The sequence below is a fragment of the Citrobacter braakii genome (assembly GCF_009648935.1).
Classification (GTDB): Bacteria; Pseudomonadota; Gammaproteobacteria; order Enterobacterales; family Enterobacteriaceae; genus Citrobacter; species Citrobacter braakii.
Map to the genome: position 1 here is coordinate 2,064,796 of NZ_CP045771.1, position 23,658 is coordinate 2,088,453.

General features: G+C 54.3%; 25 protein-coding genes. 12 read left to right on the forward strand and 13 right to left on the reverse strand.

Annotation, left to right across the window (positions count from 1 at the left end; all coding sequences use genetic code 11):
• Positions 1–82: 82 nt before the first annotated feature.
• Genes sitD through GFC06_RS09615 form a run of 4 tightly spaced genes read right to left on the reverse strand, consistent with a single transcriptional unit; the run spans position 83 to position 3,520 of the window.
• Positions 83–934: an iron/manganese ABC transporter permease subunit SitD gene (gene sitD, locus GFC06_RS09600; RefSeq protein WP_049282629.1), complete on the reverse strand. Its 852-nt coding sequence runs from the start codon at positions 932–934 to the stop codon at positions 83–85.
• Entirely contained in the window at positions 931–1,788 is an 858-nt protein-coding gene (sitC, locus tag GFC06_RS09605; protein ID WP_016154199.1) for an iron/manganese ABC transporter permease subunit SitC, read from the reverse strand. Before sitC ends, sitD begins: the two co-directional genes overlap by 4 nt.
• Before the next feature lie 2 nt (positions 1,789–1,790).
• Complete coding sequence (gene sitB, locus GFC06_RS09610; protein ID WP_019077551.1) at positions 1,791–2,606, reverse strand: iron/manganese ABC transporter ATP-binding protein SitB; 816 nt, start codon at positions 2,604–2,606, stop codon at positions 1,791–1,793.
• Positions 2,603–3,520, reverse strand: coding sequence for a metal ABC transporter substrate-binding protein (locus GFC06_RS09615; protein WP_019077550.1), 918 nt, complete (start codon positions 3,518–3,520; stop codon positions 2,603–2,605). The genes sitB and GFC06_RS09615 overlap by 4 nt, the downstream gene beginning before the upstream one ends.
• A 188-nt stretch (positions 3,521–3,708) precedes the next feature.
• On the opposite strand from GFC06_RS09615, the gene GFC06_RS09620 reads away from it, so the two are divergent.
• Positions 3,709–4,053 carry a nitrous oxide-stimulated promoter family protein gene (locus GFC06_RS09620; RefSeq protein ID WP_003825888.1) on the forward strand — a complete coding sequence of 115 codons (345 nt, stop codon included), beginning with the start codon at positions 3,709–3,711 and terminating at the stop codon, positions 4,051–4,053.
• A 106-nt stretch (positions 4,054–4,159) separates the two neighbouring features.
• Here GFC06_RS09620 and flhA read toward each other — a convergent pair whose 3' ends face one another.
• From flhA to hypA, 6 genes are all read right to left on the reverse strand, one after another.
• The gene (gene flhA / locus GFC06_RS09625) at positions 4,160–6,238 is read right to left on the reverse strand and encodes a formate hydrogenlyase transcriptional activator FlhA (protein WP_046274830.1); all 2,079 of its coding nucleotides are present in this window, start codon (positions 6,236–6,238) and stop codon (positions 4,160–4,162) included.
• 206 nt (positions 6,239–6,444) lie between these two features.
• Positions 6,445–7,455: a hydrogenase maturation carbamoyl dehydratase HypE gene (gene hypE, locus GFC06_RS09630; protein ID WP_049282630.1), complete on the reverse strand. Its 1,011-nt coding sequence runs from the start codon at positions 7,453–7,455 to the stop codon at positions 6,445–6,447.
• Positions 7,452–8,573, reverse strand: coding sequence for a hydrogenase formation protein HypD (gene hypD, locus GFC06_RS09635; protein ID WP_019077547.1), 1,122 nt, complete (start codon positions 8,571–8,573; stop codon positions 7,452–7,454). Before hypD ends, hypE begins: the two co-directional genes overlap by 4 nt.
• The gene (gene hypC / locus GFC06_RS09640; protein ID WP_003037411.1) at positions 8,573–8,845 is read right to left on the reverse strand and encodes a hydrogenase 3 maturation protein HypC; all 273 of its coding nucleotides are present in this window, start codon (positions 8,843–8,845) and stop codon (positions 8,573–8,575) included. The genes hypD and hypC overlap by 1 nt, the downstream gene beginning before the upstream one ends.
• Positions 8,836–9,708: a hydrogenase nickel incorporation protein HypB gene (gene hypB, locus GFC06_RS09645; protein WP_049282632.1), complete on the reverse strand. Its 873-nt coding sequence runs from the start codon at positions 9,706–9,708 to the stop codon at positions 8,836–8,838. Before hypB ends, hypC begins: the two co-directional genes overlap by 10 nt.
• Before the next feature lie 52 nt (positions 9,709–9,760).
• A complete protein-coding gene (gene hypA / locus GFC06_RS09650) occupies positions 9,761–10,132 on the reverse strand; it encodes a hydrogenase maturation nickel metallochaperone HypA (protein WP_016154191.1) in 372 nt (123 codons plus the stop codon).
• A 198-nt stretch (positions 10,133–10,330) separates the two neighbouring features.
• On the opposite strand from hypA, the gene hycA reads away from it, so the two are divergent.
• The 9 genes from hycA (at position 10,331) to hycI (ending at position 18,207) form a co-directional block, all read left to right on the forward strand.
• Positions 10,331–10,789, forward strand: coding sequence for a formate hydrogenlyase regulator HycA (hycA, locus tag GFC06_RS09655; protein WP_016154190.1), 459 nt, complete (start codon positions 10,331–10,333; stop codon positions 10,787–10,789).
• A 141-nt stretch (positions 10,790–10,930) separates the two neighbouring features.
• On the forward strand, positions 10,931–11,542 hold the full coding sequence (hycB, locus tag GFC06_RS09660) for a formate hydrogenlyase subunit HycB (protein WP_016154189.1): 612 nt from the start codon (positions 10,931–10,933) through the stop codon (positions 11,540–11,542).
• Complete coding sequence (hycC, locus tag GFC06_RS09665) at positions 11,539–13,365, forward strand: formate hydrogenlyase subunit 3 (protein ID WP_047499440.1); 1,827 nt, start codon at positions 11,539–11,541, stop codon at positions 13,363–13,365. The genes hycB and hycC overlap by 4 nt, the downstream gene beginning before the upstream one ends.
• Before the next feature lie 2 nt (positions 13,366–13,367).
• Positions 13,368–14,291: a respiratory chain complex I subunit 1 family protein gene (locus GFC06_RS09670; protein WP_046274832.1), complete on the forward strand. Its 924-nt coding sequence runs from the start codon at positions 13,368–13,370 to the stop codon at positions 14,289–14,291.
• Between the two features lie 17 nt (positions 14,292–14,308).
• The gene (gene hycE / locus GFC06_RS09675; RefSeq protein WP_016154186.1) at positions 14,309–16,018 is read left to right on the forward strand and encodes a formate hydrogenlyase subunit HycE; all 1,710 of its coding nucleotides are present in this window, start codon (positions 14,309–14,311) and stop codon (positions 16,016–16,018) included.
• Positions 16,019–16,027: 9 nt separating this feature from the next.
• The gene (gene hycF / locus GFC06_RS09680) at positions 16,028–16,570 is read left to right on the forward strand and encodes a formate hydrogenlyase subunit HycF (protein WP_016154185.1); all 543 of its coding nucleotides are present in this window, start codon (positions 16,028–16,030) and stop codon (positions 16,568–16,570) included.
• Positions 16,570–17,337, forward strand: a complete 768-nt coding sequence (gene hycG, locus GFC06_RS09685; RefSeq protein ID WP_003037388.1) for a formate hydrogenlyase subunit HycG — start codon at positions 16,570–16,572, stop codon at positions 17,335–17,337. Before hycF ends, hycG begins: the two co-directional genes overlap by 1 nt.
• Complete coding sequence (locus GFC06_RS09690; protein WP_003037385.1) at positions 17,334–17,744, forward strand: formate hydrogenlyase maturation HycH family protein; 411 nt, start codon at positions 17,334–17,336, stop codon at positions 17,742–17,744. The genes hycG and GFC06_RS09690 overlap by 4 nt, the downstream gene beginning before the upstream one ends.
• Positions 17,737–18,207: a hydrogenase maturation peptidase HycI gene (gene hycI / locus GFC06_RS09695; protein ID WP_141875572.1), complete on the forward strand. Its 471-nt coding sequence runs from the start codon at positions 17,737–17,739 to the stop codon at positions 18,205–18,207. Before GFC06_RS09690 ends, hycI begins: the two co-directional genes overlap by 8 nt.
• 74 nt (positions 18,208–18,281) lie before the next feature.
• Here hycI and GFC06_RS09700 read toward each other — a convergent pair whose 3' ends face one another.
• Complete coding sequence (locus tag GFC06_RS09700) at positions 18,282–18,521, reverse strand: SymE family type I addiction module toxin (protein ID WP_016154182.1); 240 nt, start codon at positions 18,519–18,521, stop codon at positions 18,282–18,284.
• 272 nt (positions 18,522–18,793) lie between these two features.
• On the opposite strand from GFC06_RS09700, the gene GFC06_RS09705 reads away from it, so the two are divergent.
• Positions 18,794–19,258 carry an OB-fold putative lipoprotein gene (locus tag GFC06_RS09705; protein ID WP_049282636.1) on the forward strand — a complete coding sequence of 155 codons (465 nt, stop codon included), beginning with the start codon at positions 18,794–18,796 and terminating at the stop codon, positions 19,256–19,258.
• A 76-nt stretch (positions 19,259–19,334) separates the two neighbouring features.
• Here GFC06_RS09705 and GFC06_RS09710 read toward each other — a convergent pair whose 3' ends face one another.
• Both GFC06_RS09710 and ascF read right to left on the reverse strand, forming a co-directional pair.
• The gene (locus tag GFC06_RS09710; protein ID WP_103928518.1) at positions 19,335–20,759 is read right to left on the reverse strand and encodes a 6-phospho-beta-glucosidase; all 1,425 of its coding nucleotides are present in this window, start codon (positions 20,757–20,759) and stop codon (positions 19,335–19,337) included.
• A gap of 22 nt (positions 20,760–20,781) precedes the next feature.
• The gene (ascF, locus tag GFC06_RS09715; protein WP_049268536.1) at positions 20,782–22,236 is read right to left on the reverse strand and encodes a PTS cellobiose/arbutin/salicin transporter subunit IIBC; all 1,455 of its coding nucleotides are present in this window, start codon (positions 22,234–22,236) and stop codon (positions 20,782–20,784) included.
• Between the two features lie 264 nt (positions 22,237–22,500).
• Here ascF and GFC06_RS09720 point away from each other — a divergent pair, with 264 nt between their 5' ends.
• Positions 22,501–23,514 (forward strand): LacI family DNA-binding transcriptional regulator, encoded by a 1,014-nt coding sequence (locus GFC06_RS09720; RefSeq protein WP_103766755.1) that lies wholly within the window; start codon positions 22,501–22,503, stop codon positions 23,512–23,514.
• Positions 23,515–23,658: the final 144 nt, after the last annotated feature.

Sequence of the window (23,658 nt, forward strand, 5' to 3'; positions counted from 1 at the left end):
CATCACGATGCTGTAATCTGCCGATAATATAACCTCCTGGCGGAGGCTATATTAATATCAAGAACATTAGCTGACCAATAATTTACGGATCCTGTAGCTGAAGCTGATTCTCTAAACGCCTATCGCGCAGGGTTGCATAAATAAAGGTAATCACAAACAGCAGGGAAAATAGTACGACGATGGTGGGAGCCGGCGCGCTGTCGATGAAAAATGACACGTACACGCCCATAAATGAGGTAATGACCGACATCGCCACCGCCAGCCATAAGGCGTGGGAAAATTTCCGCGTCATTAAAATCGCGATGGCGCCAGGTGCAATCAGTAATGAAATTGACAAAATAATCCCTACCGATTTTAGCGTGGCGACAATCGTCAGGGCGATCATGCACAACAGGCCGTAATGCAGCAGTGCGGTGTTAAGCCCACTGGCCTTTGCCTGATGTGGGTCGAACGCATGCAGTAGCAAATCTTTCCATTTAAGTCCGATGATAAGCGCGATCCCCAGAGTAATAACCGCGGTTTGCATGATATCGCTTAACGATACGCCCAGCATGTCGCCGAACAGAATATGATCGAGATGGACTTCTGACTGGATAGAGACGTACAGCACCAGACCCGCACCAAACATCCCGGAGAAAACAATACCCATGATGGTGTCGCGCTTGATGCGGCTGTTATCGTCGAGGTATCCGGTCGCCACCGCGCAGAACAGACCGGCGATAAACGCGCCAATTGCCAGCGGGATGCCCGCAATCCACGCCAGTACAATCCCTGGGAAAACCGCATGACTCATGGCATCGCCCATCAACGCCCAGCCTTTGAGTACTAAAAATACCGACAGCAGCGCGCAGGGCACGGCGACGATGGTAGAGATGACCAGCGCATTAACCATAAAGCTAAACTGAAAAGGTTCCAGCAGCGTTGTTAAGATCATACTTGCTCCTTGTTCACCAGACGGGCGCGGCGGCGATTCGCCAGCAGACCGTGTTTTGGTGCGAAGACAAATGCCAGCAGGAACAGCAGCGTTTGCAGAACGACGATAATTCCGCCGGTTGCCCCGTCCAGCCAGTAGCTTAGCCAGGCGCCGAAAAAGCTGGTCAGGCTGCCGAGTGCCACGGCGATGGTGAGCAGGCGAGGAAAACGATCGGTCAGCAGCCAGGCCGTCGCACCGGGCGTAACCACCAGGCAAATCACCAGAAAGGCGCCGACGGTTTGCAGTGCGGCGATCGTGGAAACGGAGAGCAACGTAAAAAACAACAGTTTCAGCCGACCCGGATTCAGCCCGATAGACCGCGCGTGGTTTTCATCAAAAAAGACCACCATCAGATCTTTCCACTTCAAAAACAGAATGGTCAGCGAAACCACGCCGATGATCGCCAGTTGCAGGATATCTTCCGGCGCAATCGCCAGGATGTTACCCAGAATAATGGTCTGGATGTTCACCGACATCGGATTAAGCGACACCATAAACAGCCCGATACCGAAAAAGGACGAAAAAATCAGCCCGATAATGGCATCTTCCTTCAGGCGTGAACGCTGATTGAGAAACAGCATGCTGCCCGCCGCCAGTCCACCGGAAAGAAATGCGCCCAGCGCAAAGGGAAGCCCTAACATATAGGCTCCGGCCACGCCTGGAACGATCGAGTGCGACAGCGCATCGCCAATCAGCGACCAGCCTTTGAGCATCAGATAGCAGGAGAGAAATGCGCACAGGCCGCCGACCATCGCCGAAACCCACATGGCGTTGAGCATGTACTGGTAGCCAAACGGCTCCGTTAGCCAGTTCATGATTACTCCCCCTCGCTTGCCGCGCGTCGCGAAATAAACGGACGTTCATCATCGGTAATCACGTGTTGTTCACCGCCGCTTAGCGCGACGTGACGCAGAACGCCGCTGAATGCCAGTTCGAGATTCTCGTGGGTAAAGGTGGTTTCGGTTGGCCCACTTGCCAGCACCGTGCCCTTAATCATCACCGTGTAATCGCAAAATTCGGTGACGGATCCCAGATTATGGGTAGAGACCAGCATAGTCCGGCCTTCATCACGCAGTTCACGCAGCAGATCGATGATCCGGGCCTCGGTTTTCACATCCACGCCGGTGAAGGGTTCATCCAGTAAAATAACCTGCCCGTCCTGTGCGATGGCTCTTGCCAGAAAAACGCGTTTTTTCTGCCCGCCGGACAGTTCACCTATCTGGCGATGGCGATAGTCCAGCATATCTACCCGCGCCAGCGCCGCATCCACGCAGTCGTGGTCGATCTGTTTTGGTCGACGCAGCCACCCCATATGGCCAAAGCGGCCCATCATCACTACATCTTCCACCAGTACCGGAAACGACCAGTCCACCTCTTCTGACTGGGGGACATAGGCGATCAGATTTTGTTTGAGCGCCTTATTAACCGGTTGTTGCAGAATCGATATTTCCCCTTTCGCCAACCGGACAAAGCCCATCAGCGCTTTAAAAAGCGTTGATTTTCCCGAACCGTTTACGCCGACCAGAGCGGCAATTGAGCCGCCCGGAACCTGAAAAGTGGCATCCCGCAGCGCGGTGTGGCCGTTGCGATACGTCACCGTAACCTGATTCACGGTAATCGCAGATTGACTCATTTTTGGCTCCTTAACCCGTCGTTGATGCCGCTGACGATGGTTTCTGTCGTCACGCGCAGTAAATCCAGATAGGTCGGTACCGGACCATCGGCAGCGCTGAGCGAATCGACATACAGCACGCCGCCGTAATACGCGCCAGACTCGCGGGCGACCTGACGCGCAGGTTTGTCGGACACGGTGCTTTCGCTAAATACGGTAGGGATTTGATGTTTTCTGATCGCATCGATCACTTTGCGTACCTGCTTGGGCGTGCCTTGCTGATCGGCATTGATCGGCCACAGATACAGCTCTTTCAGGCCGTTATCACGCGCGAGGTAAGAGAATGCGCCTTCGCTGGTGACCAGCCAGCGTTTATCAGCAGGGAGCTTCGCCAGTTCTGCATGCAGTGGCGCCAGAGTCTGCTGGATTTTCGCTTTATAATTCTCCGCATTTTTCTGGTAGGTTGCGGCATGGTCGGGATCGTATTTCATCAGCGCATCGCGAATGTTATCCACGTAGATAAGCGCGTTCTCCGCTGACATCCAGGCATGCGGATTCGGTTTGCCGTTGTACGGCCCTTCGCTGATACCCATTGGCTGCACGCCATTTGAGACCATGACCTCCGGTACGCCGGACAAATTTTGGTAGAAGCGGGCAAACCATAGTTCGAGATTAAGGCCGTTGGAGAGAATAAGCTGTGCGCCTTGCGCCCGTTTAATATCCCCCGGTGTGGGTTGATATTCGTGAATTTCTGCCCCGGGTTTGGTGATGGAACTGACGTCCGCCGCGTCACCTGCCACGTTGCTTGCCATATCGGCAATCACCGTAAAGGTGGTTATCACTTTGAACTTTTCTTTCGCCCAGGCAGGTGACAGCGTAAGCGCCGTTAACACGCTGGCAAGGAGAAATGACTTCAGATGGGGCAGATGCGGCATAGTATCCCTCACAACAAAGTGGTTAATTTATCATCGAATATAGCCTTTGCTATGTTATATAGCACATGGCATAAACAAATGAAAATAATTCTTATTTGCGTAGGGTGCTAAGGAATGTATCACCGCCAGGTAATAGTCCTGCGCTTAGTTAAGGTGTATTATTTATGCAACTTAATTGTGGAGGCATCATGTCCGGCAAACGTATTGCACGTGAGAAAATGACGATCCAGAGAATGATCTCGCTGTATGAGAGCCAGTGTCCGCAGGCTTCAGATGAACCGGGGCATTACGATGCGTTGTTTGCCTATGCGCAAAAGCGCCTGGATAAGTGCGTATTTGGTGAGGAAAAACCGGCCTGCAAACAGTGTCCGGTGCACTGTTACCAGCCCGCTAAACGCGAAGAGATGAAGCAAATTATGCGTTGGGCTGGACCCAGAATGCTCTGGCGTCATCCGATTCTGACCGTGCGTCATCTGATTGATGACAAACGTCCGGTGCCGGAGTTACCCGAGAAATACCAGCGGAAGAAGTGATTTAGCAATTCTATGCCGGATGGCGGCTGCGCCTTATCCGGCCGACAAAGACAAACGCACCAGTGGCGTAGGCCCGATAAGCGTAACGCTATCGGGCAATAATCCGTTAAACCAGTGCATCCTTATCAATGCCCAGGCGCTTCATGCGCGAGAGTAACGTTGTGCGTTTCAACCCCAGTCTTTGTGCCGCGCCTTTAGGACCGGCGACGACGCCATTGGTTTCTTTCAGAACGCGCATTATCAACTGGTATTCATCTTCGCCATCCTGCGCGACTTCGGTCGCCACCGGCGGCGTAGACGGCGCCATAGCGATTACATCCGGCAGGGACAGTTGCAGCACGTTGCCCCGGGTGAGCAGAACCGCGCGTTCTACGACGTTTTCCAGTTCGCGCACGTTACCCGGCCATTCCATGCTGCTCAGCGTACGCAGGGCTTCGGCGGGAATGCTGTCGATATTGCGCCCCATCCGGCGGGCAATTTTGAAGGTGAAGGCTTTCACCAGCAGCGGAATATCTTCCGGGCGCTCGCGCAGCGGCGGCAGATGGATCGGGAAGACGTTCAGTCGATAGTAGAGATCGTTACGAAACTCGCGATCGGCGACCATCTTTTTCAGATCGCGGTTAGTGGCAGCGATCAAGCGAACGTCGGTCTGGATCAGTTTATTGCTGCCCAGACGTTCAAACTCCTGCTCCTGCAGAACGCGCAGCAGCTTGGGCTGAAGCTCCAGAGGCATGTCGCCAACTTCATCGAGAAATAACGAACTTTTGTCCGCCAGTTCAAAGCGTCCAATCCGCTGCGTGCTGGCCCCGGTAAATGCGCCACGTTCATGGCCAAACAGATCGCTTTCCAGCAATCCGGCAGGCATTGCCGCGCAGTTCATTTTCACCATCCGACGGGCGTTACGTCCGCTCAGGTTGTGAATTGCTCGTGCAATCAGCTCCTTACCCGTCCCGGTTTCACCAAGAATCAGGACAGTGCTGTCGCTTTGCGCCACCATTTCGACCTGTTTGAGTACGCTGTACATCGCTTCGCTGCGGCCAATGATTTCTCCGAACTCACTCTCCACGTTGTTGAGTTGTTCAGTCAGCGCCAGGTTTTCATCGACCAGCCGCTCCTTCAGGCGGTGGATCTCCTGGTAGGCGAGGGCGTTATCCACGGCGATCGCCACGCGTTCTGCGATTTGGCGCAGCAGTTTGAGATTGGCGGTGGTGAATACTTTCTCTTCACATTGCGCCAGCTTAAGTACGCCGAGCATATTATTGCCGGACATCAGCGGCAGCAGGCACAGAGTCTGTAGCTGGTTACCCCATGTTTCGAACAACATTCTTTCGTAAGGGGCCAGGGTATCGCGTTCGCTCAGGTTAATCAGCAGCATCTCTTTGCTTTTGAAGACCCGTTCAGAGAGCGTGCCGGCTTCGTCCACTTCACTTTGTTCGTGTGCCGGATGATGTTCATCCAGATAGTGAGTGGAATAAATGCTGAGCTTGTTTTTGCGATCGCTGCGTAACACGATGCTGATGGCATCAATGTCGAAGTAGTGATGGATCTCTTTGGCGACTTCGCTGACCAGCTCATCAATATCCAGGCGGGAGAGCACAGCATTGGTGATGGCGACCAGGATGCGAAAGTTATCACGCTCACGGCACAGGAGATCGTAATCGACATTGTTGCTGACCCGGCTTTGAATTTGTTCAGCAACGACGCCGACTATTTGGGTGAAGGTCTGCAGCCGGTTGTACTCTTTTTCACTCCACGGTTGGTCTTCGTTACGGATAAATTCGCAACCGCCAAAGATTCGTCCATCTGCCGCCAGCGGCAGCAGGCAGTAGTGACCAAATTTAGAATACAGCCCGCCAGAGGCCAGCTGTGGCCAGGTTTCGTTAAACTCGTGATAGTTGCAGTGCAGCGCATCGGGGCGAGACAAAATACGGCGTACCGGGCCATGCGCCAGCACCGTTTCGTCTTCATAATCGATGGGGTTACCATTTTCACGCGTCGCAAAATAACGCGCACGCTGCGTTTGTGCCTGCCATAAGACAATAGCCGCGCAGTCGGCCAGCGCTGAACGCTTGACCAGTTGCGAAAGCGCCTCGCTGAGAGACGGCAGGTCGGGCTGCTGTAATAATGTACGAGTAATATCGAACAGGCCTTGCTGTCCGAGGTCACTCATCGGTGTATACGACATATTGCTTTTCCAGGAAAAGCACCGCAGAACGGTGCGAAAACGGTAAATGAATTATAGGTATAAGTCGTAAATTATTGCCGGACTGGTCCAGCTACTCGAACCGTAGACCCGATCGGCAAAACGCCATCAGGTGATAATGCAGCGTAAAGGCCGGATGTCGACGCAAATGCGTCTTACCCGGCCTACAGCTTGCTGCCAACCGGCTGTTAGCATATACGAGGTAATGGTTCGGCGTGTGGTAAATCGAGAGTGCGTTTCACGCCGTAGAGTCCGGCAAGACGCACACCTTTGCGTTCTACCACTTCACCAATCATTGCGGCATCGCGTCCTAACGGATGTGCGCGCAGCGCGGCAAGCGCCGTTTCAGCAGCCTGACGCTCAACGGCAATCACCAGCTTGCCTTCGTTAGCAAAGTTAAGCGCATCCAGACCCAGCAGTTCGCAAACGCCACGCACCGCGGGCTTCACGGGCAGGGCCGCTTCAGACAGCTCAATACCAAACCCGCATGAGGCGGCAAATTCATGCGTTACCGCATTTACGCCGCCACGGGTCGCGTCACGCAGCGCCTTCACGCCGGGAATATCACGCAGCGTCTGGATAAGCGGTGTCAATACCGCGCAGTCGCTGACCAGTTCGCCATCAAGACCCAGCTGTTCGCGCAGGTTAAGGATAGTTGCGCCGTGATCGCCAAGCGTACCGCTGACCAGCAGCACATCGCCTGGGCCGAGGGTCTGTGCGCCCCAGTGAATGTTGGCGGGGATCGCCCCCATTCCGGCCGTGTTGATGAACAGCTTGTCTGCAGCGCCGCGCTGCACGACTTTGGTATCGCCGGTCACGATGGCGATGCCTGCTTCACGCGCGGTCGCCGCCATACTGTTGACGACGGTTTTCAACGTCTCCATCGGCAAACCCTCTTCGAGGATAAAACCGCAGGAGAGGTAGCGAGGGATCGCGCCGCTGACCGCCACGTCGTTAGCCGTACCGCAGATGGCCAGCTTGCCGATATTGCCACCCGGGAAGAACAACGGATCGATAACATAGCTGTCGGTTGAAAACGCCAGACGATCGCCTTCTGCAACCAGTTGCGCCAGGTCCAGACGGGCCTGATCTTCTTGTTCCGCCAGCCACGGATTAGCAAAAGCCTCCATAAACAGACTGTTGATCAACTGCTGCATAGCCTGACCGCCGCTACCGTGGGCGAGTTGTACGCTGTTCATGCTTCACACTCCTGCTGACGATACTGATACCAGGCGGCACATGCGCCTTCTGAGGAGACCATCAGGGCGCCAAATGCGGTCTCCGGGTTACAGGTTTTGCCAAATAGCGGGCACTGATGCGGTTTGCATCTGCCGGTCAATACCTCGCCGCAACGCGCGCGCGGATCGTCATACACCTGCTGCGGCGCTGGCTGGAAATGCGCTTCGGCATCAAAGCGCTGATAGTCTGGCGTCAGGTGAACGCCAGAGGATTCAATGACGCCCAGACCGCGCCATTCGCTATCGCCATTGACGCAGAACACTTCGGCGATGGCCTGTTGCGCTAACAGGTTACCGGCGTCCGGCACCACCCGGCGATACTGGTTTTCAACCTGGCTATGCGCGGCAATCTTCTGTTCAATCAACATCACCACGCCCTGCAACAGATCGAGCGGTTCGAAACCGGCGACCACCAACGGACGATGGAAATCTGAAGCAATGAAATTATAGGCATCGGTGCCAATCACCATGCTGACATGGCCCGGCGCTAAGAAGGCGTCGATGCCGTTGTCCGGCTGTTCCAGCAGGCTGCGCAGCGTAGGGATAAGCGTGATGTGCTGGCAGAAAAAGTAAAAGTTCTGCACGTCACGCTGTTTTGCCTGCTGAAGGGTGATGGCGGTGGTTGGCATTGTGGTTTCAAAACCCAGGCCAAAGAACACAACCTTACGCGTTGGGTTTTCCTGCGCCAGCTTCAGCGCATCCATCGGTGAATAGACGATGCGGATATCCGCGCCGCGCGCTTTGGCTTGTAGCAAAGAACCTTGTTTACCCGGAACGCGCATCGCATCGCCAAAGGTGCAAAAAATCACTTCAGGATGGCTGGCGATTTCCACACAGCTGTCGATTCTGCCCATCGGCAGAACGCAAACCGGGCAGCCCGGGCCATGAATAAACTCGACGTTGTCGGGCAACAATTGGTCGAGACCGAACTTGAAGATAGCGTGGGTATGACCACCACACACTTCCATGATGCGCAGCGGGCGTTCAGCAGTGTAGGGGAGGTGTGCGGCACGTTCACACAGGTGCTCTATCAACTGCATCACCTGTTCTGGTGCGCGGTATTCGTCAACAAAACGCATTATTTTTCCTCGCCATACAACAACGCGCCGACATCCGGCTCAACGTCAAACATGTTTTGTAGCGCGTCGAGCGTGTCGCGCGCTTCAGCTTCATTAATGATGCTCATGGCAAAGCCGACGTGGACCAGTACCCACTGACCCAGACGGGGTTGGCCGTGTTCATCGCAGCTTCCGACCAGCGTCAGGTCGACGTCGCGCTGAATACCGCAAACGTCGACTTTGGCCTGGTTGCCATCAATGGTGCGGATTTGACCCGGAACACCTATGCACATCGCTGCGTCTCCAGCCAGGAGAGCCATTGGTCCATGCCTTCGCCACTGGTGGCGGAAATCAGGATGATCTCAATTTCCGGGTTCACTTCCCGGGCGCTGGCGATGCACTTTTCTACGTCAAAATTGAGGTACGGCAGTAGGTCTACTTTGTTGAGCAGCATCAGCGACGCGGCGGCAAACATATGCGGGTATTTCAGCGGCTTGTCTTCGCCTTCGGTGACGGAAAGCACCGCCACTTTATGGCGTTCGCCGAGGTCGAAGCTGGCCGGGCAAACCAGGTTCCCGACGTTTTCAATGAACAGGATGCCGTTGTCTTCAAGCGGCAAACGTGGCGCGGCGTCAGCAATCATTTGTGCGTCAAGGTGGCAACCTTTACCGGTGTTGACCTGGATGGCGGGCGTACCTGTGGCGCGAATACGGGCGGCATCGTTAACCGTCTGCTGGTCGCCTTCAATGACGGCGCAAGGCACGCTGTCTTTGAGCTTCATCAGCGTTTCGGTCAGCAGCGTGGTTTTACCGGAGCCTGGGCTTGAGACAAGGTTTAATACCAGATGTTGACGGGCAGCAAAGCGGGCGCGGTTGCGCTCAGCCAGACGGTTGTTTTTATCCAGCACGTCAATTTCCACTTCCAGCATCCGGCGTTGACTCATGCCTGGTGCGTGGGTGCCTGCTTCACCGTGACCGTAATGCAAATCGCCTTCTTCAGTCTGGCTCGGTGTGAAATTGGAGGTCTTCACCCCGGTAATATTCAGCGCCGGACGAGCCGCTGGGGCAAATGGCGCGCTGCGAAACGCCGAGTGGGGATTATGCTCATCACCCTCTATATAAAGGTTGCCTTCAGCGCAACCACATGTCGTACACATCGCTCACTCCTGATTTATTACTTGCGATACTTCAGTTGCCGGATGATGACGCTTAGGCGTCGGCATCCGGCGCTGGAGTTTCATCTATTTCAATACGTCGAATCTGTAAGCCGTCATCGGCCACAATTCTCAGCATATCGCTGTTGCATTGCGGACATCTGCGCACGCGTTGCGTCAGTAAGGTGACGTATTGCTGACAAGATTCGCACCAACATTCGGCTTCTTGTTCTTCGAGGTGGAGTTTACAACCTTCTGCAAGGGTCCCGCGGCATACCAGATCAAAACAAAAGGCGAGAGCGCTGGTTTCTACGCAAGAAAATGCGCCAATTTTGAGCCAGACCCCAGTTACTCGTTGAGCACCGTATTGCGTGGCCTGTTGTTCAATCAATTCCAGTGCCCGTTGGCAGAGGGTTATTTCGTGCATACCGCCTCCTGTGAAGTTGCCGTATTAAAAGCAATAAACATGCCAGCTTGAATTTTTTCGATCGTGACAATGACGACGATGACGAAATGACATGTCGTCACCGCTCTTTGATTTTTTATCTATATGAAAATCAAGGTTTTTAATTTTGGCATGAAATGTGCTTAAAGCTGTTCATCTCTGCTAAACGGGTAACCTGACATGACTATTTGGGAAATAAGCGAAAAAGCCGATTACATCGCTGAACGGCATCGTCGCCTACAGGACCAGTGGCGTATTTACTGCAACTCGCTGGTTCAGGGGATCACCCTGTCAAAAGCGCGTTTGCATCATGCAATGAGCTGCGCACCGGACAAGGATCTCTGCTTCGTCCTTTTTGAACACTTCACTATCTACGTCACGCTGGCGGACGGCTTTAACAGCCACACCATCGAGTACTACGTTGAAACGAAAGACGGTGATGATAAGCAACTGATTGCACAGGCTGAGTTGACCATCGACGGTAAGGTTGATGAGCGTATCAGCAACCGCGATCGCGAGCAGGTGCTGGAGCACTATCTCGAAAAAATCGCCACCGTCTACGACAGCCTCTATACCGCGGTTGAAAACAATATGCCGGTGAATTTAAGCCAACTGATTGAGGGACATAGCCCGGCTTAAGCCTTGGGTGTGCCCACTTTTGTCATGATGCACTTTCATACTGCGTCACGACGTTTAGGGAATGGGCATGTCGAAAAATGTCGAAATGACATTTTCCAGACATGTTTTCGTCAAAAATGACTATCACCTGAGGAATGCCTGGTGAATCGTTTTGTAATTGCTGACTCCACTCTTTGCATCGGCTGCCACACCTGTGAAGCCGCCTGCTCAGAGACACATCGCCAGCATGGCCTGCAGTCAATGCCGCGCCTGAAAGTGATGTTAAATGAAAAAGAATCCGCCCCGCAGCTTTGCCACCATTGCGAAGATGCGCCTTGCGCCACCGTTTGTCCGGTTAATGCGATTAATCGCGTTGATGGTGCCGTGCAGCTGAATGAAAGCCTGTGTGTAAGCTGCAAACTGTGCGGGATCGCCTGTCCGTTTGGCGCGATTGAGTTTTCCGGTAGCCGTCCGCTGCATATCCCGGCAAACGCCAATACGCCAAAAGCGCCTCCGGCTCCGCCAGCGCCTGCCCGCGTGAGCACGTTGCTGGACTGGGTTCCGGGTATTCGTGCCATCGCGGTGAAATGCGATCTGTGTAGTTTTGACGAGCTTGGTCCGGCCTGTGTACGCATGTGCCCGACCAAAGCCCTGCACCTGGTGAGTAACGTGGATATTGCCCGCGCCAGCAAACGTAAGCGTGAGCTGACTTTCAATACCGACTTCGGCGATCTCACCTTGTTTCAGCAGGCTCAGAGTGGGGATGCAAAATGAGCGCAATTTCACTGATTAACAGCGGCGTAGCCTGGTTTACGGCGGCTGCGGTTCTGGCATTTCTGTTTTCATTTCATAAACCGCTGAGCGGCTGGATTGCCGGGGTTGGCGGTGCGGTTGGCAGCCTGTGTACAGCGGCTGCGGGTTTCACCGTACTGACTAATGCTCTGGCGGTAAGCGGTGTGATGCCATTTATTGGTCACAGTGTGCAAATTACCCCGTTGAACGCTATCTGGCTGATTACATTGGGCCTGTGCGGCCTGTTTGTCAGCCTGTACAACATTGACTGGCATCGTCATCCGCAGGTAAAAGCCAACGGGCTGCTGGTGAATCTGCTGATGGCCGCGGCGGTATGTGCGGTGGTTGCCAGCAACCTCGGAACGCTGGTGGTGATGGCGGAAATCATGGCGCTGTGTGCCGTGTTCCTCACCGGCTGCAGCAAAGAGGGCAAACTGTGGTTTGCGCTGGGCCGCGTTGGCACGCTACTGCTGGCTATTGCCTGCTACCTGGTGTGGCAACGCTACGGCACCCTGGAGCTGCGCCTGCTTGACCTGCGCACTCAGGAGCTGCCGCTCGGGTCTGATATCTGGCTGCTGGGCGTGGCGGGTTTTGGCCTGCTGGCCGGGATTATTCCGCTGCACGGATGGGTGCCACAGGCACACGCCAATGCCAGCGCACCGGCTGCGGCGCTGTTCTCTACCGTCGTCATGAAGGTGGGGCTGCTGGGTATTCTCTCCCTGTCGCTGCTGGGCGGTAATGCGCCGCTGTGGTGGGGCATTACGCTGCTGGTGCTGGGAATGATCACCGCGTTTGTCGGCGGTCTGTATGCGCTGATGGAACACAACATTCAGCGTCTTCTGGCATACCACACGCTGGAAAACATCGGCATTATTCTGCTGGGGCTGGGCGCTGGCGTAACCGGAATTTCCCTGAATCAACCTGCGCTGATTGCGCTGGGTTTGACCGGCGGTCTGTACCACCTGGTAAACCACAGCCTGTTCAAAAGCGTTCTGTTCCTGGGCGCAGGCAGCATCTGGTTCCGTACCGGTCATCGTGATATCGAAAAACTGGGCGGTATCGGTAAACGTATGCCGGTTATCTCTCTGGCGATGCTGGTTGGCCTGATGGCGATGGCCGCACTGCCGCCGCTGAACGGTTTTGCCGGTGAGTGGGTTATCTACCAGTCCTTCTTTAAGCTTGGCAACAGCGGTGCTTTTGTCGGTCGTCTGTTAGGACCGTTGCTGGCGGTAGGACTGGCGATTACCGGCGCGCTGGCGGTGATGTGTATGGCGAAAGTCTATGGCGTTACGTTCCTTGGCGCACCGCGCACGAAGGAAGCTGAAAATGCCTGCTGCGCGCCAATCCTGATGGGCGTTAGCGTAGTCGCGTTGGCTATCTGCTGCGTGATTGGGGGCGTTGCTGCGCCGTGGCTGCTGCCGATGATCTCCGCTGCCGTTCCGCTGCCGCTGGAAACCGCGAACACCACCGTTTCTCAGCCAATGATCACGCTGCTGCTGATCGCATGTCCGCTGTTGCCGTTCATCATCATGGCGATTTTCAAAGGCAACCGTCTGCCATCGCGTTCACGCGGTGCGGCATGGGTGTGTGGTTACGATCACGAGCAGTCAATGGTCATTACCGCACACGGTTTTGCCATGCCGGTGAAAGAAGCCTTTGCGCCGGTACTCAAACTGCGCAAATGGCTGAATCCGGTATCACTGGTTCCGGGCTGGCAGAATGCGGCTGCACCGGTGCTGTTCCGTCGCCTGGCGCTGATTGAGCTGGCGGTACTGGTGGTGATTGTGGTTTCACGAGGAGCCTGAGAATGAGTGTTCTATATCCGTTAATTCAGGCGCTGGTGCTGTTTGCCGTTGCGCCGCTGCTGTCCGGTATTACCCGCGTGGCACGTGCGCGTTTGCACAATCGCCGCGGTCCGGGCGTTTTGCAGGAATACCGCGACATTATCAAACTGCTGGGCCGTCAGAGCATTGCGCCTGCGGACTCCAGTTGGGTTTTCCGCCTGACGCCGTTTGTGATGGTGGGTGTGATGCTGACTATCGCCACCGCGTTGCCGGTAGTGACCGTTGGCTCACCGCTGCCGCAACTGGGCGATCTGATCACCTTAATTTACCTGTTCGCCATCGCCCGCTTCTTCTTCTCTATCGCGGGCCTGGATACCGGTAGCCCGTTTACCGCTATTGGCGCCAGCCGCGAAGCGATGCTCGGCGTGCTGGTTGAACCTATCCTGCTGCTGGGTCTGTGGGTTGCGGCGCAGGTTGCTGGCTCAACGCATATCAGCAATATCGCCGATACCATTTATCACTGGCCTGCTGCACGCAGCATTCCGTTGATTCTGGCGCTGTGCGCCTGTGCTTTCGCCACCTTTATCGAAATGGGCAAACTGCCGTTCGATCTGGCAGAGGCAGAGCAGGAGCTGCAGGAAGGTCCATTGACCGAATACAGCGGCAGCGGTTTTGCGGTGCTGAAATGGGGCATTAGCCTTAAGCAACTGGTCGTTCTGCAAATGTTCGTTGGCGTGTTCCTGCCGTGGGGACAGATGGAAACCTTCACCTCGGGTGGGCTGCTGCTGGCACTGGTAATTGCCGTCGTCAAACTGGTTCTCGGCGTGCTGGTCATCGCCCTGTTCGAAAACAGCATGGCGCGTCTGCGTTTTTGTGCCACTTCACGCGTGACCTGGGCCGGTTTTGGGTTTGCGTTTTTAGCGTTCGTCTCCTTGCTGGTGGCGTGATTTAAGAGAGTTTGAGCATGTCTGAAGAAAAATTAGGTCAACAATATCTCGCGGCGCTGCACCAGGCCTTCCCGGGCGTCGTGCTGGATGAAGCCTGGCAGACCAAAGATCAGCTGACGATCACCGTCAAGGTGAACTACCTGCCGGAAGTGGTGGAGTTCCTGTACTACAAACAGGGCGGCTGGTTGTCCGTGCTGTTTGGTAACGACGAACGTCAGCTGTGTGGTCATTATGCCGTGTACTACGTGCTGTCGATGGAGCAGGGTACCAAGTGCTGGATTACCGTGCGCGTTGAGGTCGATGCCAATAAGCTGGAGTTCCCGTCCGTCACGCCGCGCGTGCCTGCTGCGGTCTGGGGCGAGCGCGAAGTGCGCGATATGTACGGTTTGATCCCGGTTGGTTTGCCCGATGAGCGTCGTCTGGTACTGCCGGATGACTGGCCGGACGAACTCTACCCGCTGCGTAAAGACAGCATGGATTATCGCCAGCGCCCCGCGCCGACTACCGATGCTGAAACCTACGAGTTCATCAACGAACTGGGCGACAAGAAAAACAACGTGGTGCCGATTGGCCCATTGCACGTCACCTCTGATGAACCCGGTCACTTCCGTCTGTTTGTTGACGGCGAGAACATCATCGACGCCGACTACCGTCTGTTCTATGTCCACCGCGGCATGGAGAAGCTGGCGGAAACCCGCATGGGTTACAACGAAGTGACCTTCTTGTCCGACCGCGTGTGCGGCATTTGCGGCTTTGCGCACAGCACCGCCTATACCACCTCCGTCGAGAACGCGATGGGCATCGTCGTGCCGGAACGTGCGCAGATGATCCGCGCCATTCTGCTGGAAGTTGAACGCCTGCACTCGCACCTGCTGAACCTCGGCCTGGCCTGTCACTTTACCGGTTTTGACTCCGGCTTTATGCAGTTCTTCCGCGTGCGTGAAACTTCCATGAAGATGGCGGAGATCCTCACCGGGGCACGTAAAACTTACGGTCTGAACCTGATCGGCGGTATTCGTCGTGATCTGCTGAAAGAGGATATGATCCAGACCCGTCAACTGGCGCAGCAGATGCGTCGTGACGTGCAGGAACTGGTCGATATGCTGCTCAGCACGCCGAACATGGAACAGCGTACCGTAGGTATTGGCCGTCTGGATCCGGAGATTGCCCGTGACTTCAGTAACGTCGGCCCGATGGTACGCGCCAGCGGCCATGCGCGTGACACCCGCGCCGATCACCCGTTTGTGGGCTATGGCCTGCTGCCGATGGAAGTTCACAGTGAGCAGGGTTGCGACGTTATTTCTCGTCTGAAAGTCCGTATCAATGAAGTCTACACCGCACTGAATATGATCGACTTTGGTCTGGACAACCTGCCTGGCGGCCCGCTGGCTGTGGAAGGTTTCACCTACATTCCACACCGCTTTGCGCTGGGCTTTGCTGAAGCGCCGCGCGGGGATGACATCCACTGGAGTATGACTGGCGACAACCAGAAACTGTATCGCTGGCGCTGTCGCGCGGCGACTTACGCCAACTGGCCGACGCTGCGCTACATGCTGCGTGGCAACACCGTTTCCGATGCCCCGCTGATTATTGGTAGCCTCGATCCTTGCTACTCCTGTACCGACCGTATGACCGTGGTCGATGTGCGTAAGAAGAAGAGCAAAGTTGTGCCGTACAAAGAACTTGAGCGCTACAGCATCGAGCGTAAAAACTCGCCGCTGAAATAAGGAATCGCCATGTTTACCTTTATCAAAAAAGTCATCAAAACCGGGGCGCCGACATCGTCGTATCCGCTGGAGCCGATTGCGGTCGATAAAAACTTCCGTGGCAAACCGGAACACAATCCGCAGCAGTGCATTGGCTGTGCGGCCTGTGTGAATGCGTGCCCGTCGAACGCGCTGACGGTAGAAACCGATCTGGTCACCCATGAGCTGGCGTGGCAGTTCAACCTCGGCCGTTGCATCTTCTGCGCCCGCTGCGAAGAAGTCTGCCCGACGGCGGCAATCAAGCTGTCGCAGGAGTATGAACTGGCGGTGTGGAAGAAAGAGGATTTCCTGCAGCAGTCCCGCTTTGCGCTGTGTAATTGTCGCGTATGTAACCGCCCGTTTGCGGTACAAAAAGAGATCGATTACGCCATTGCGCTACTTAAGCACAACGGTGACAGCCGTGCGGAAAACCACCGTGAAAGCTTTGAGACCTGCCCGGATTGTAAGCGCCAGAAATGCCTGGTGCCGTCTGACCGTATTGAACTGACTCGCCATATGAAAGAGGCCAGCTGATGAGCAATTTATTAGGCCCACGTGACGCCAACGGTATTCCGGTACCGATGACGGTGGATGAATCCATTGCCAGCATGAAAGCGTCGCTGCTTAAAAGCATCAAGCGTTCAGCGTACGTTTACCGTGTGGACTGCGGCGGCTGCAACGGCTGTGAAATCGAAATCTTCGCTACGCTTTCTCCGCTGTTTGATGCCGAACGTTTTGGGATCAAAGTTGTACCATCACCGCGCCATGCGGATATCCTGCTGTTTACCGGCGCGGTAACGCGTGCCATGCGCTCTCCGGCGCTGCGCGCCTGGCAGTCTGCGCCAGATCCGAAAATTTGTATCTCTTACGGTGCCTGCGGTAACAGCGGCGGTATCTTCCACGACTTATACTGCGTATGGGGCGGCACGGATAAAATCGTACCGGTGGATGTGTATATTCCTGGCTGTCCGCCAACGCCTGCGGCTACGCTGTACGGTTTTGCAATGGCGCTGGGTCTGCTGGAACAAAAAATTCACGCGCGTGCGCCAGGTGAACTGGACGAACAGCCGGCTGAAATTCTGCATCCGGATATGGTTCAGCCGCTGCGCGTGAAGGTGGATCGTGAAGCACGCCGTCTGGCGGGCTACCGCTACGGTCGCCAGATTGCTGATGACTATATGACCCAGTTAGGGCAGGGCGAGCATCAGGTGGCGCGCTGGCTGGAAGCGGAAAACGATCCGCGTCTGACCGAGATCGTCACGCATCTTAATCATGTTGTCGAAGAGGCGCGTATCCGATGAGTGAAACGGTGGTGTTCAGTCAACTGAGCCGTAAGTTTATTGATGAGAACGATGCAACGCCCGCTGAGGCGCAGCAGGTTGTCTATTACAGCCTGGCGATTGGTCACCACCTTGGGATCATCGATTGCCTGGAAGCGGCGTTAACCTGTCCGTGGGATGAATATCTGGCGTGGATTGCCACGCTTGCCGAAGGCAGTGAAGCCCGCCGGAAAATGGAAGGCGTGCCGAAGTACGGCGAGATCGTCATCGATTTCAACCATGTGCAGATGCTGGCGCGCGCGTTCGATGATGCGCGTGCCGTGCAGACCCCGCAGCAGCAGGAGTGGAGCAAGCTGATGCTTAGCATGCTTCACGATATCCACCAGGAAAGCGCCATCTATCTGATGGTGAGGAGACATCGTGACTGACGTTTTATTATGTGTGGGTAACAGTATGATGGGCGATGACGGCGCGGGGCCGCTGTTAGCCGAAATGTGTGCTGCAAATCCTCAAGGTCAATGGGTTGTCATCGACGGCGGTAGCGCGCCGGAAAACGACATCGTCGCCATCCGTGAGTTGCATCCGCAGCGTCTGTTGATTGTGGATGCCACCGACATGGGGCTAAACCCTGGTGAAATCCGCATTATCGATCCTGATGATATTGCCGAGATGTTCATGATGACCACCCACAACATGCCGCTGAACTACCTGGTCGATCAGCTGAAAGACGACGTTGGCGAGGTGATTTTCCTTGGCATTCAGCCGGATATTGTCGGTTTTTACTACCCGATGACACAGCCGATCAAAGATGCGGTAGATACCGTTTATCAGCGATTAGCCGGGTGGGAAGGACACGGAGGGTTCGCTGAATTAGAGGCACCGGAAGCCTGAGCCTGAGGGCACTGAATACCGGATGGTGTGTCGCATTACCACCATCCGGATAACGTCGACACCCTCGAAACAGACTATTCACCTGCTTGTTCAATAATTAATTTCCCCTGCGTAACCGATACTTTTACCGACGTGCCCGTTGGGAACCCCGCCTGTTCCAGCCAGTCTCCGTTCATCGTGAGTGAAGCATGGCGGCTTATACGTCGTGTAAAACCGGTTTTGCGATCTTCATGCCGTACTCTGACATAGCTGACTTTAAAATGACGTAATGGCTTGTTGATAACCGCTTCGGCATTACCATTTTTACCAGACATAAACACTCCCTTGTTACGAATAAAACGATGGAAAACTACTGAATAAAATGCCAGTAAAAAGGCGGGAGGGCAAACCCGAAACTGGAAGGCAGATCCATAAAATAGAATGCAAATAATGAAAAAGATGAGAAGTTGATAATAGCTGGGGGGAGAATATTCTCTTCTTTTACTAATACGGGAGTTATATTATATTTCGGCGTTGTTCAGGGAGGTTATATACTCGAATTATTTAGAATTTGAATGTATGGGAAGTTAATATACAGGAGTTATTTATGCGTTCAGGTATTCGTTTGGTAAATTTAATTATTATTTCCTCTCTTCTTAGCGGGTGCGAGACGGCGGCTGACGCGTTCTTCTCTGCGGGAGACCGATTATTTCAACCGGGGGAGTCATCAGCTGCGTCAATGCCAACCTTGTCCGTCGCTGATTTTGTCGCGCCCTATACCTTAAATCCTGTTAAAGCCAATAAGGACTATCTTGGTGAATGGGTGAAGCTGCGGGGCGTGGTCATTGATATTCGTAAGATTAATGGTATTTCCAATGCTTATTCTTATCTTGTCAGCCTGAAAGACGAAAATAATAAAACGAACAACGTGATTCAGTTCCAGTTTGGCTCCCATAATAGTACGAATGTTGAGTCATTACAGATTGGCCGGAGCGCGACAATTATTGGTCAGGTCCACGCGTTGGGCGAAGCGCCTTTGCCGCTGCTGCAAAATCCTAAAGTTGTACAATAAAAATGATAACAGACAGCGGGTATATATATTCTGAATAATACGTGTTGCCGGATGGCGGCGTCATCCGGCAATATTGTTATTCCAGATCGGTCCCGTTGCTCGCAATCACTTTCTTATACCACCAGAACGATTTTTTGCGTTTACGCGCTAACGTGCCGTTGCCCGCGTCATCGCGGTCCACATACACAAAACCGTAGCGTTTGCTCATCTCACCGGTTGAGGCTGAAACCAGATCGATACAGCCCCAGGTGGTGTAGCCCAGCAGCGGCACGCCATCTTCAATAGCATCTGCCATGGCGCGAATGTGCTCGCGTAAATAGCTAATGCGATAGTCGTCATTGATTTCGCCGTTAGCATCGATTTCATCTTTCGCCCCCAGCCCGTTTTCCACCAGAAACAACGGCTTCTGGTAGCGGTCATACATCATATTCATGGTGATGCGCAGGCCGAGCGGATCGATACCCCAGCCCCATTCGCTGGCGGCAATGTACGGATTACGCAGCGACTTCACCACGTTAGCGGCGCTGGTATTGCCAGTATTCATTTCAGCGGAGGCGCAGCGCGATGCGTAATAGCTAAACGAGACGAAATCGACGGTGTTTTTCAGGATATCGTCATCTCCCGCCGCTTTTTCTATCACCACGCCTTTTTCGCGAAACACACGGGCAGAGTAAGCGGGGTAAGCCCCGCGCGCCTGCACATCAATAAAGAACAGGTTTTCGCGGTCTTTTTCCAGCGCGGTCCACACATCTTCCGGTTTACAGGAATAAGGATAAAAATTACCGCCCGCCAGCATACAGCCGACCTGGTTTTGCGGATTAATTTCATGGGCAATTTTAGTTGCCAGGGCGCTGGCAATCAGTTCGTGGTGGGCGGACTGATATTTCACCTGATCCTGATTTTCACCTTCTTCAAACACCAGTCCGGCGCCAGAAAAAGGGCTGTGCAGCATAATGTTGATTTCGTTGAACGTTAGCCAGTACTTCACCAGACCGTCAAAGGCCTCGAAGCAGGTACGGGCGTAGCGGGTAAAGAACTCTACCATTTTGCGGTTACGCCAGGAGCCATACTCGCTGACCAGATGCATCGGCACATCGAAGTGACACAGCGTAACTAACGGCTCAATACCGTATTTTTTACACTCGGCAAACACGGCCCGGTAAAACGCGATACCCTCTTCATTAGGCGTCAGCTCGTCGCCGTTGGGGTAGAGACGGCTCCAGGCAATGGAAGTACGAAAAACCGTAAACCCCATTTCCGCCATCAGCGCGATATCTTCTTTATAGCGATGATAAAAGTCGATTGCCTGATGGCTGGGATAAAATTCGCCATCCCGCAGCGTAAAGCGTTTTTCCTGACCCAGTTTGACGGCCATGCGGTTTGTGCCGTGGGGGATCATATCGACGGTGGTCAGCCCTTTGCCGCCTTCCCGGTATGCCCCTTCAGACTGGTTGGCGGCCAGTGCGCCGCCCCATAAAAATCCTTGCGGAAAAACAGACATAGTTAACCTCAGTTCATACCAGTCAAATGCTGGCTCTATTGATATTGCCTGGTTGCGCGGCCTGGTTGCTTCTGGCCTGCGCGGCTGCATCTTCGACAGGAATATCTTCAAAGCCGAGGAGCAGTGTTAATACAAAGGAAAGCACGACCGCCAGCGCCATCACGCCAAACACCCAAACGATGGTCATCGGATTGGCTGGATCGAAAAACTGTACGCTGGTGAACAAGCCTGGAGCCGCCATGGAGTGGCTCGCCAGTCCGGCCATTCCGGCAACGGCACCGCAGATAAAGCCGCTGATAAGACTCGCAATCAGTGGGCGTTTCAGGCGGATCGCCACGCCATACAGCGCGGGTTCGGAAATGCCTGCCATGATGGCCGAGGCGGCTGCCGCTAACGCCGTCTGACGCAGTTCCGGGTTTTTGGTTTTCCATGCCACTGCCAGCGATGAACCGCCCAGCGACAAATTGGCGCCAATTTCTGACGGCATCACCATGCCTTCTTTTCCGGTTTCGGCAATGGTCTGAATAATGGTTGGCGTGAAGACGCGGTGCATACCGGTCATCACCAGCAGCGGCCACAATGCGCCCATAATGGCCACCGACAGCCAGCCGAGATAGCCGTGAATGGTATAAACCAGCGCTGAAATTGCACTACCGATCCAGATACCGATCGGGCCAATGATGACGATGGCGAGTGGGGCGGCGATCAGCACGATTAGCATCGGTTTAAGGAAGTTTTTGGTTACCGCCGGAGTGATGCGATCGACCCAGCGTTCGATGTAGGACAGACACCAGGTCATGACCAGCGCCGGGATCACCGTGTAGGTGTATTTCACCGCCGTCACCGGGATCAGGGCAAACTCAACGTGCTCACCCTGCGCGGCCTTCGCCATCAGTTCGATGAAGCTGGGATGCACCAGTACGCCAGCGATGGCGATTGCCAGCGACATGTTGGTTTTGAATTTTATGGCTGCTGAGGCGGCGACCATCAGTGGCAGGAAGAAGAAGGCACCGTCGCCGATTACGGTCAGAATAGTGAGCGTGGACGATCCTTTCACCAGCACGCCGGTCATTTCGAGGATCATTGCCAGCAGCTTGAGCATTGATCCGCCGATAATAGCCGGGATCAACGGGGACATTGTGCCGATCAGCGCGTCGAGGATCCCCGCGCCAATCCGCTTCAGCGTCAGCCGAGGTTTGGTTTGCGGCTCTGCAGGTTGCATATTGGCAGGCAACAGGCTGACTACCTCGCGATACGCCTGCGAAACGGTGTTGCCGATGATCACCTGGCACTGGTTATCGCTGCGCACCACGCCGAGCACGCCAGGGAGCGTCTTCAGCGTCGTGCTGTCGACCTGCGAGTCATCTTTGATAACGAAACGCAAACGGGTCATACAGTGGGTCACTGCTGTGATGTTGTCCACGCCTCCCAGAGCCGTCACAACCGAGCGCGCCAGCGCTGCATAATTTTTGGACATCGGATTTAATCCTGTTTTATCAGTAGAGTACGTTATGTTTTATCCGTTCACGTTGGTCGCTTTTCTGGGTTGATGAAACGCAGATAGGAAACCGGTTCCACAAAATCATGTTTAAATTACACGTAATGGGCAAGGTTTAATTTTGATCGTTTTTTATAATTGTGACTCCGATCACCAGATGTCAGCGTTTGCAATTTAGCAGCAAGGACAGCGGCGAAACGGTGCAGTACACTGCGTCACATTGAGAGAAAAGGGATGAGTAATATGACCACGATGCTGGAGGTGGCGAAGCGTGCCGGGGTGTCAAAAGCGACGGTTTCCCGGGTGCTTTCCGGGAATGGCTATGTCAGCCAGGAAACCAAAGACCGCGTGTTTCAGGCCATTGAAGAGAGTGGTTACCGCCCTAACTTGCTGGCACGCAGTCTGGCAGCGAAAACCACGCAGACGCTGGGTCTGGTGGTAACTAACACCCTTTATCACGGCGTCTATTTCAGCGAACTGCTGTTTCATACCGCGCGGATGGCGGAAGATAAGGGACGCCAGTTGTTGCTGGCTGACGGTAAGCACAGCGCAGAGGAAGAGCGTCAGGCGATCCAGTACCTGCTCGACCTGCGCTGTGACGCGATTATGATCTATCCGCGTTTTCTTAGCGTGGATGAGATAGACGATATCATCGACGCCCACGCCCAGCCGATTATGGTGCTTAATCGGCGGCTGCGGAAAAATACCAGCCACTGCGTGTGGTGCGATCAAAAGCAAACCAGTTTTAACGCCGTTACTCAACTCATTGCCGCCGGGCACAAAGAGATTGGTTTTATTACTGGCTCGATGGATTCGCCAACCGGCGTGGAGCGACTTTCAGGCTATAAAGACGCGCTGGCACATCATGGCATTCCGCTTAATAATGATTTGATTGTTAAAGGGAAATGGACGCCAGCCTGCGGCGCGGCGGGAGTCGATACTTTGCTTTCGCATAAGGTCAATTTTACCGCGCTGGTGGCCAGCAATGATGATATGGCGATCGGTGCGATGAAGCAGTTGCACGCGCATGGCGTGCGCGTCCCTGCTCAGGTGTCGGTGATTGGCTTCGATGATATCGCTATCGCGCCATACACTATTCCGGCGCTTTCCAGCGTCAAAATCCCGGTAACGGAAATGATTCAGGAAACGATAGGCCGCCTGATCTTTATGCTGGATGACGGGGCGTTTACCCCGCCAAAAACCTTCACCGGTGAACTCATTCAACGCGACTCTGTTGCGCCGCTCGTTTTGCGCTGACGGCTGTCATTTGTCATCGTCACTAGTGACGATGACACGGTTTCTCTGCATTCAGCAAAATAAAAAACCTTTAATAACAGTCAATTAAATTCTGGCACGATTTATGAATGCTTCGGCAGATAATCTGTCATTGCTGGAGAAATT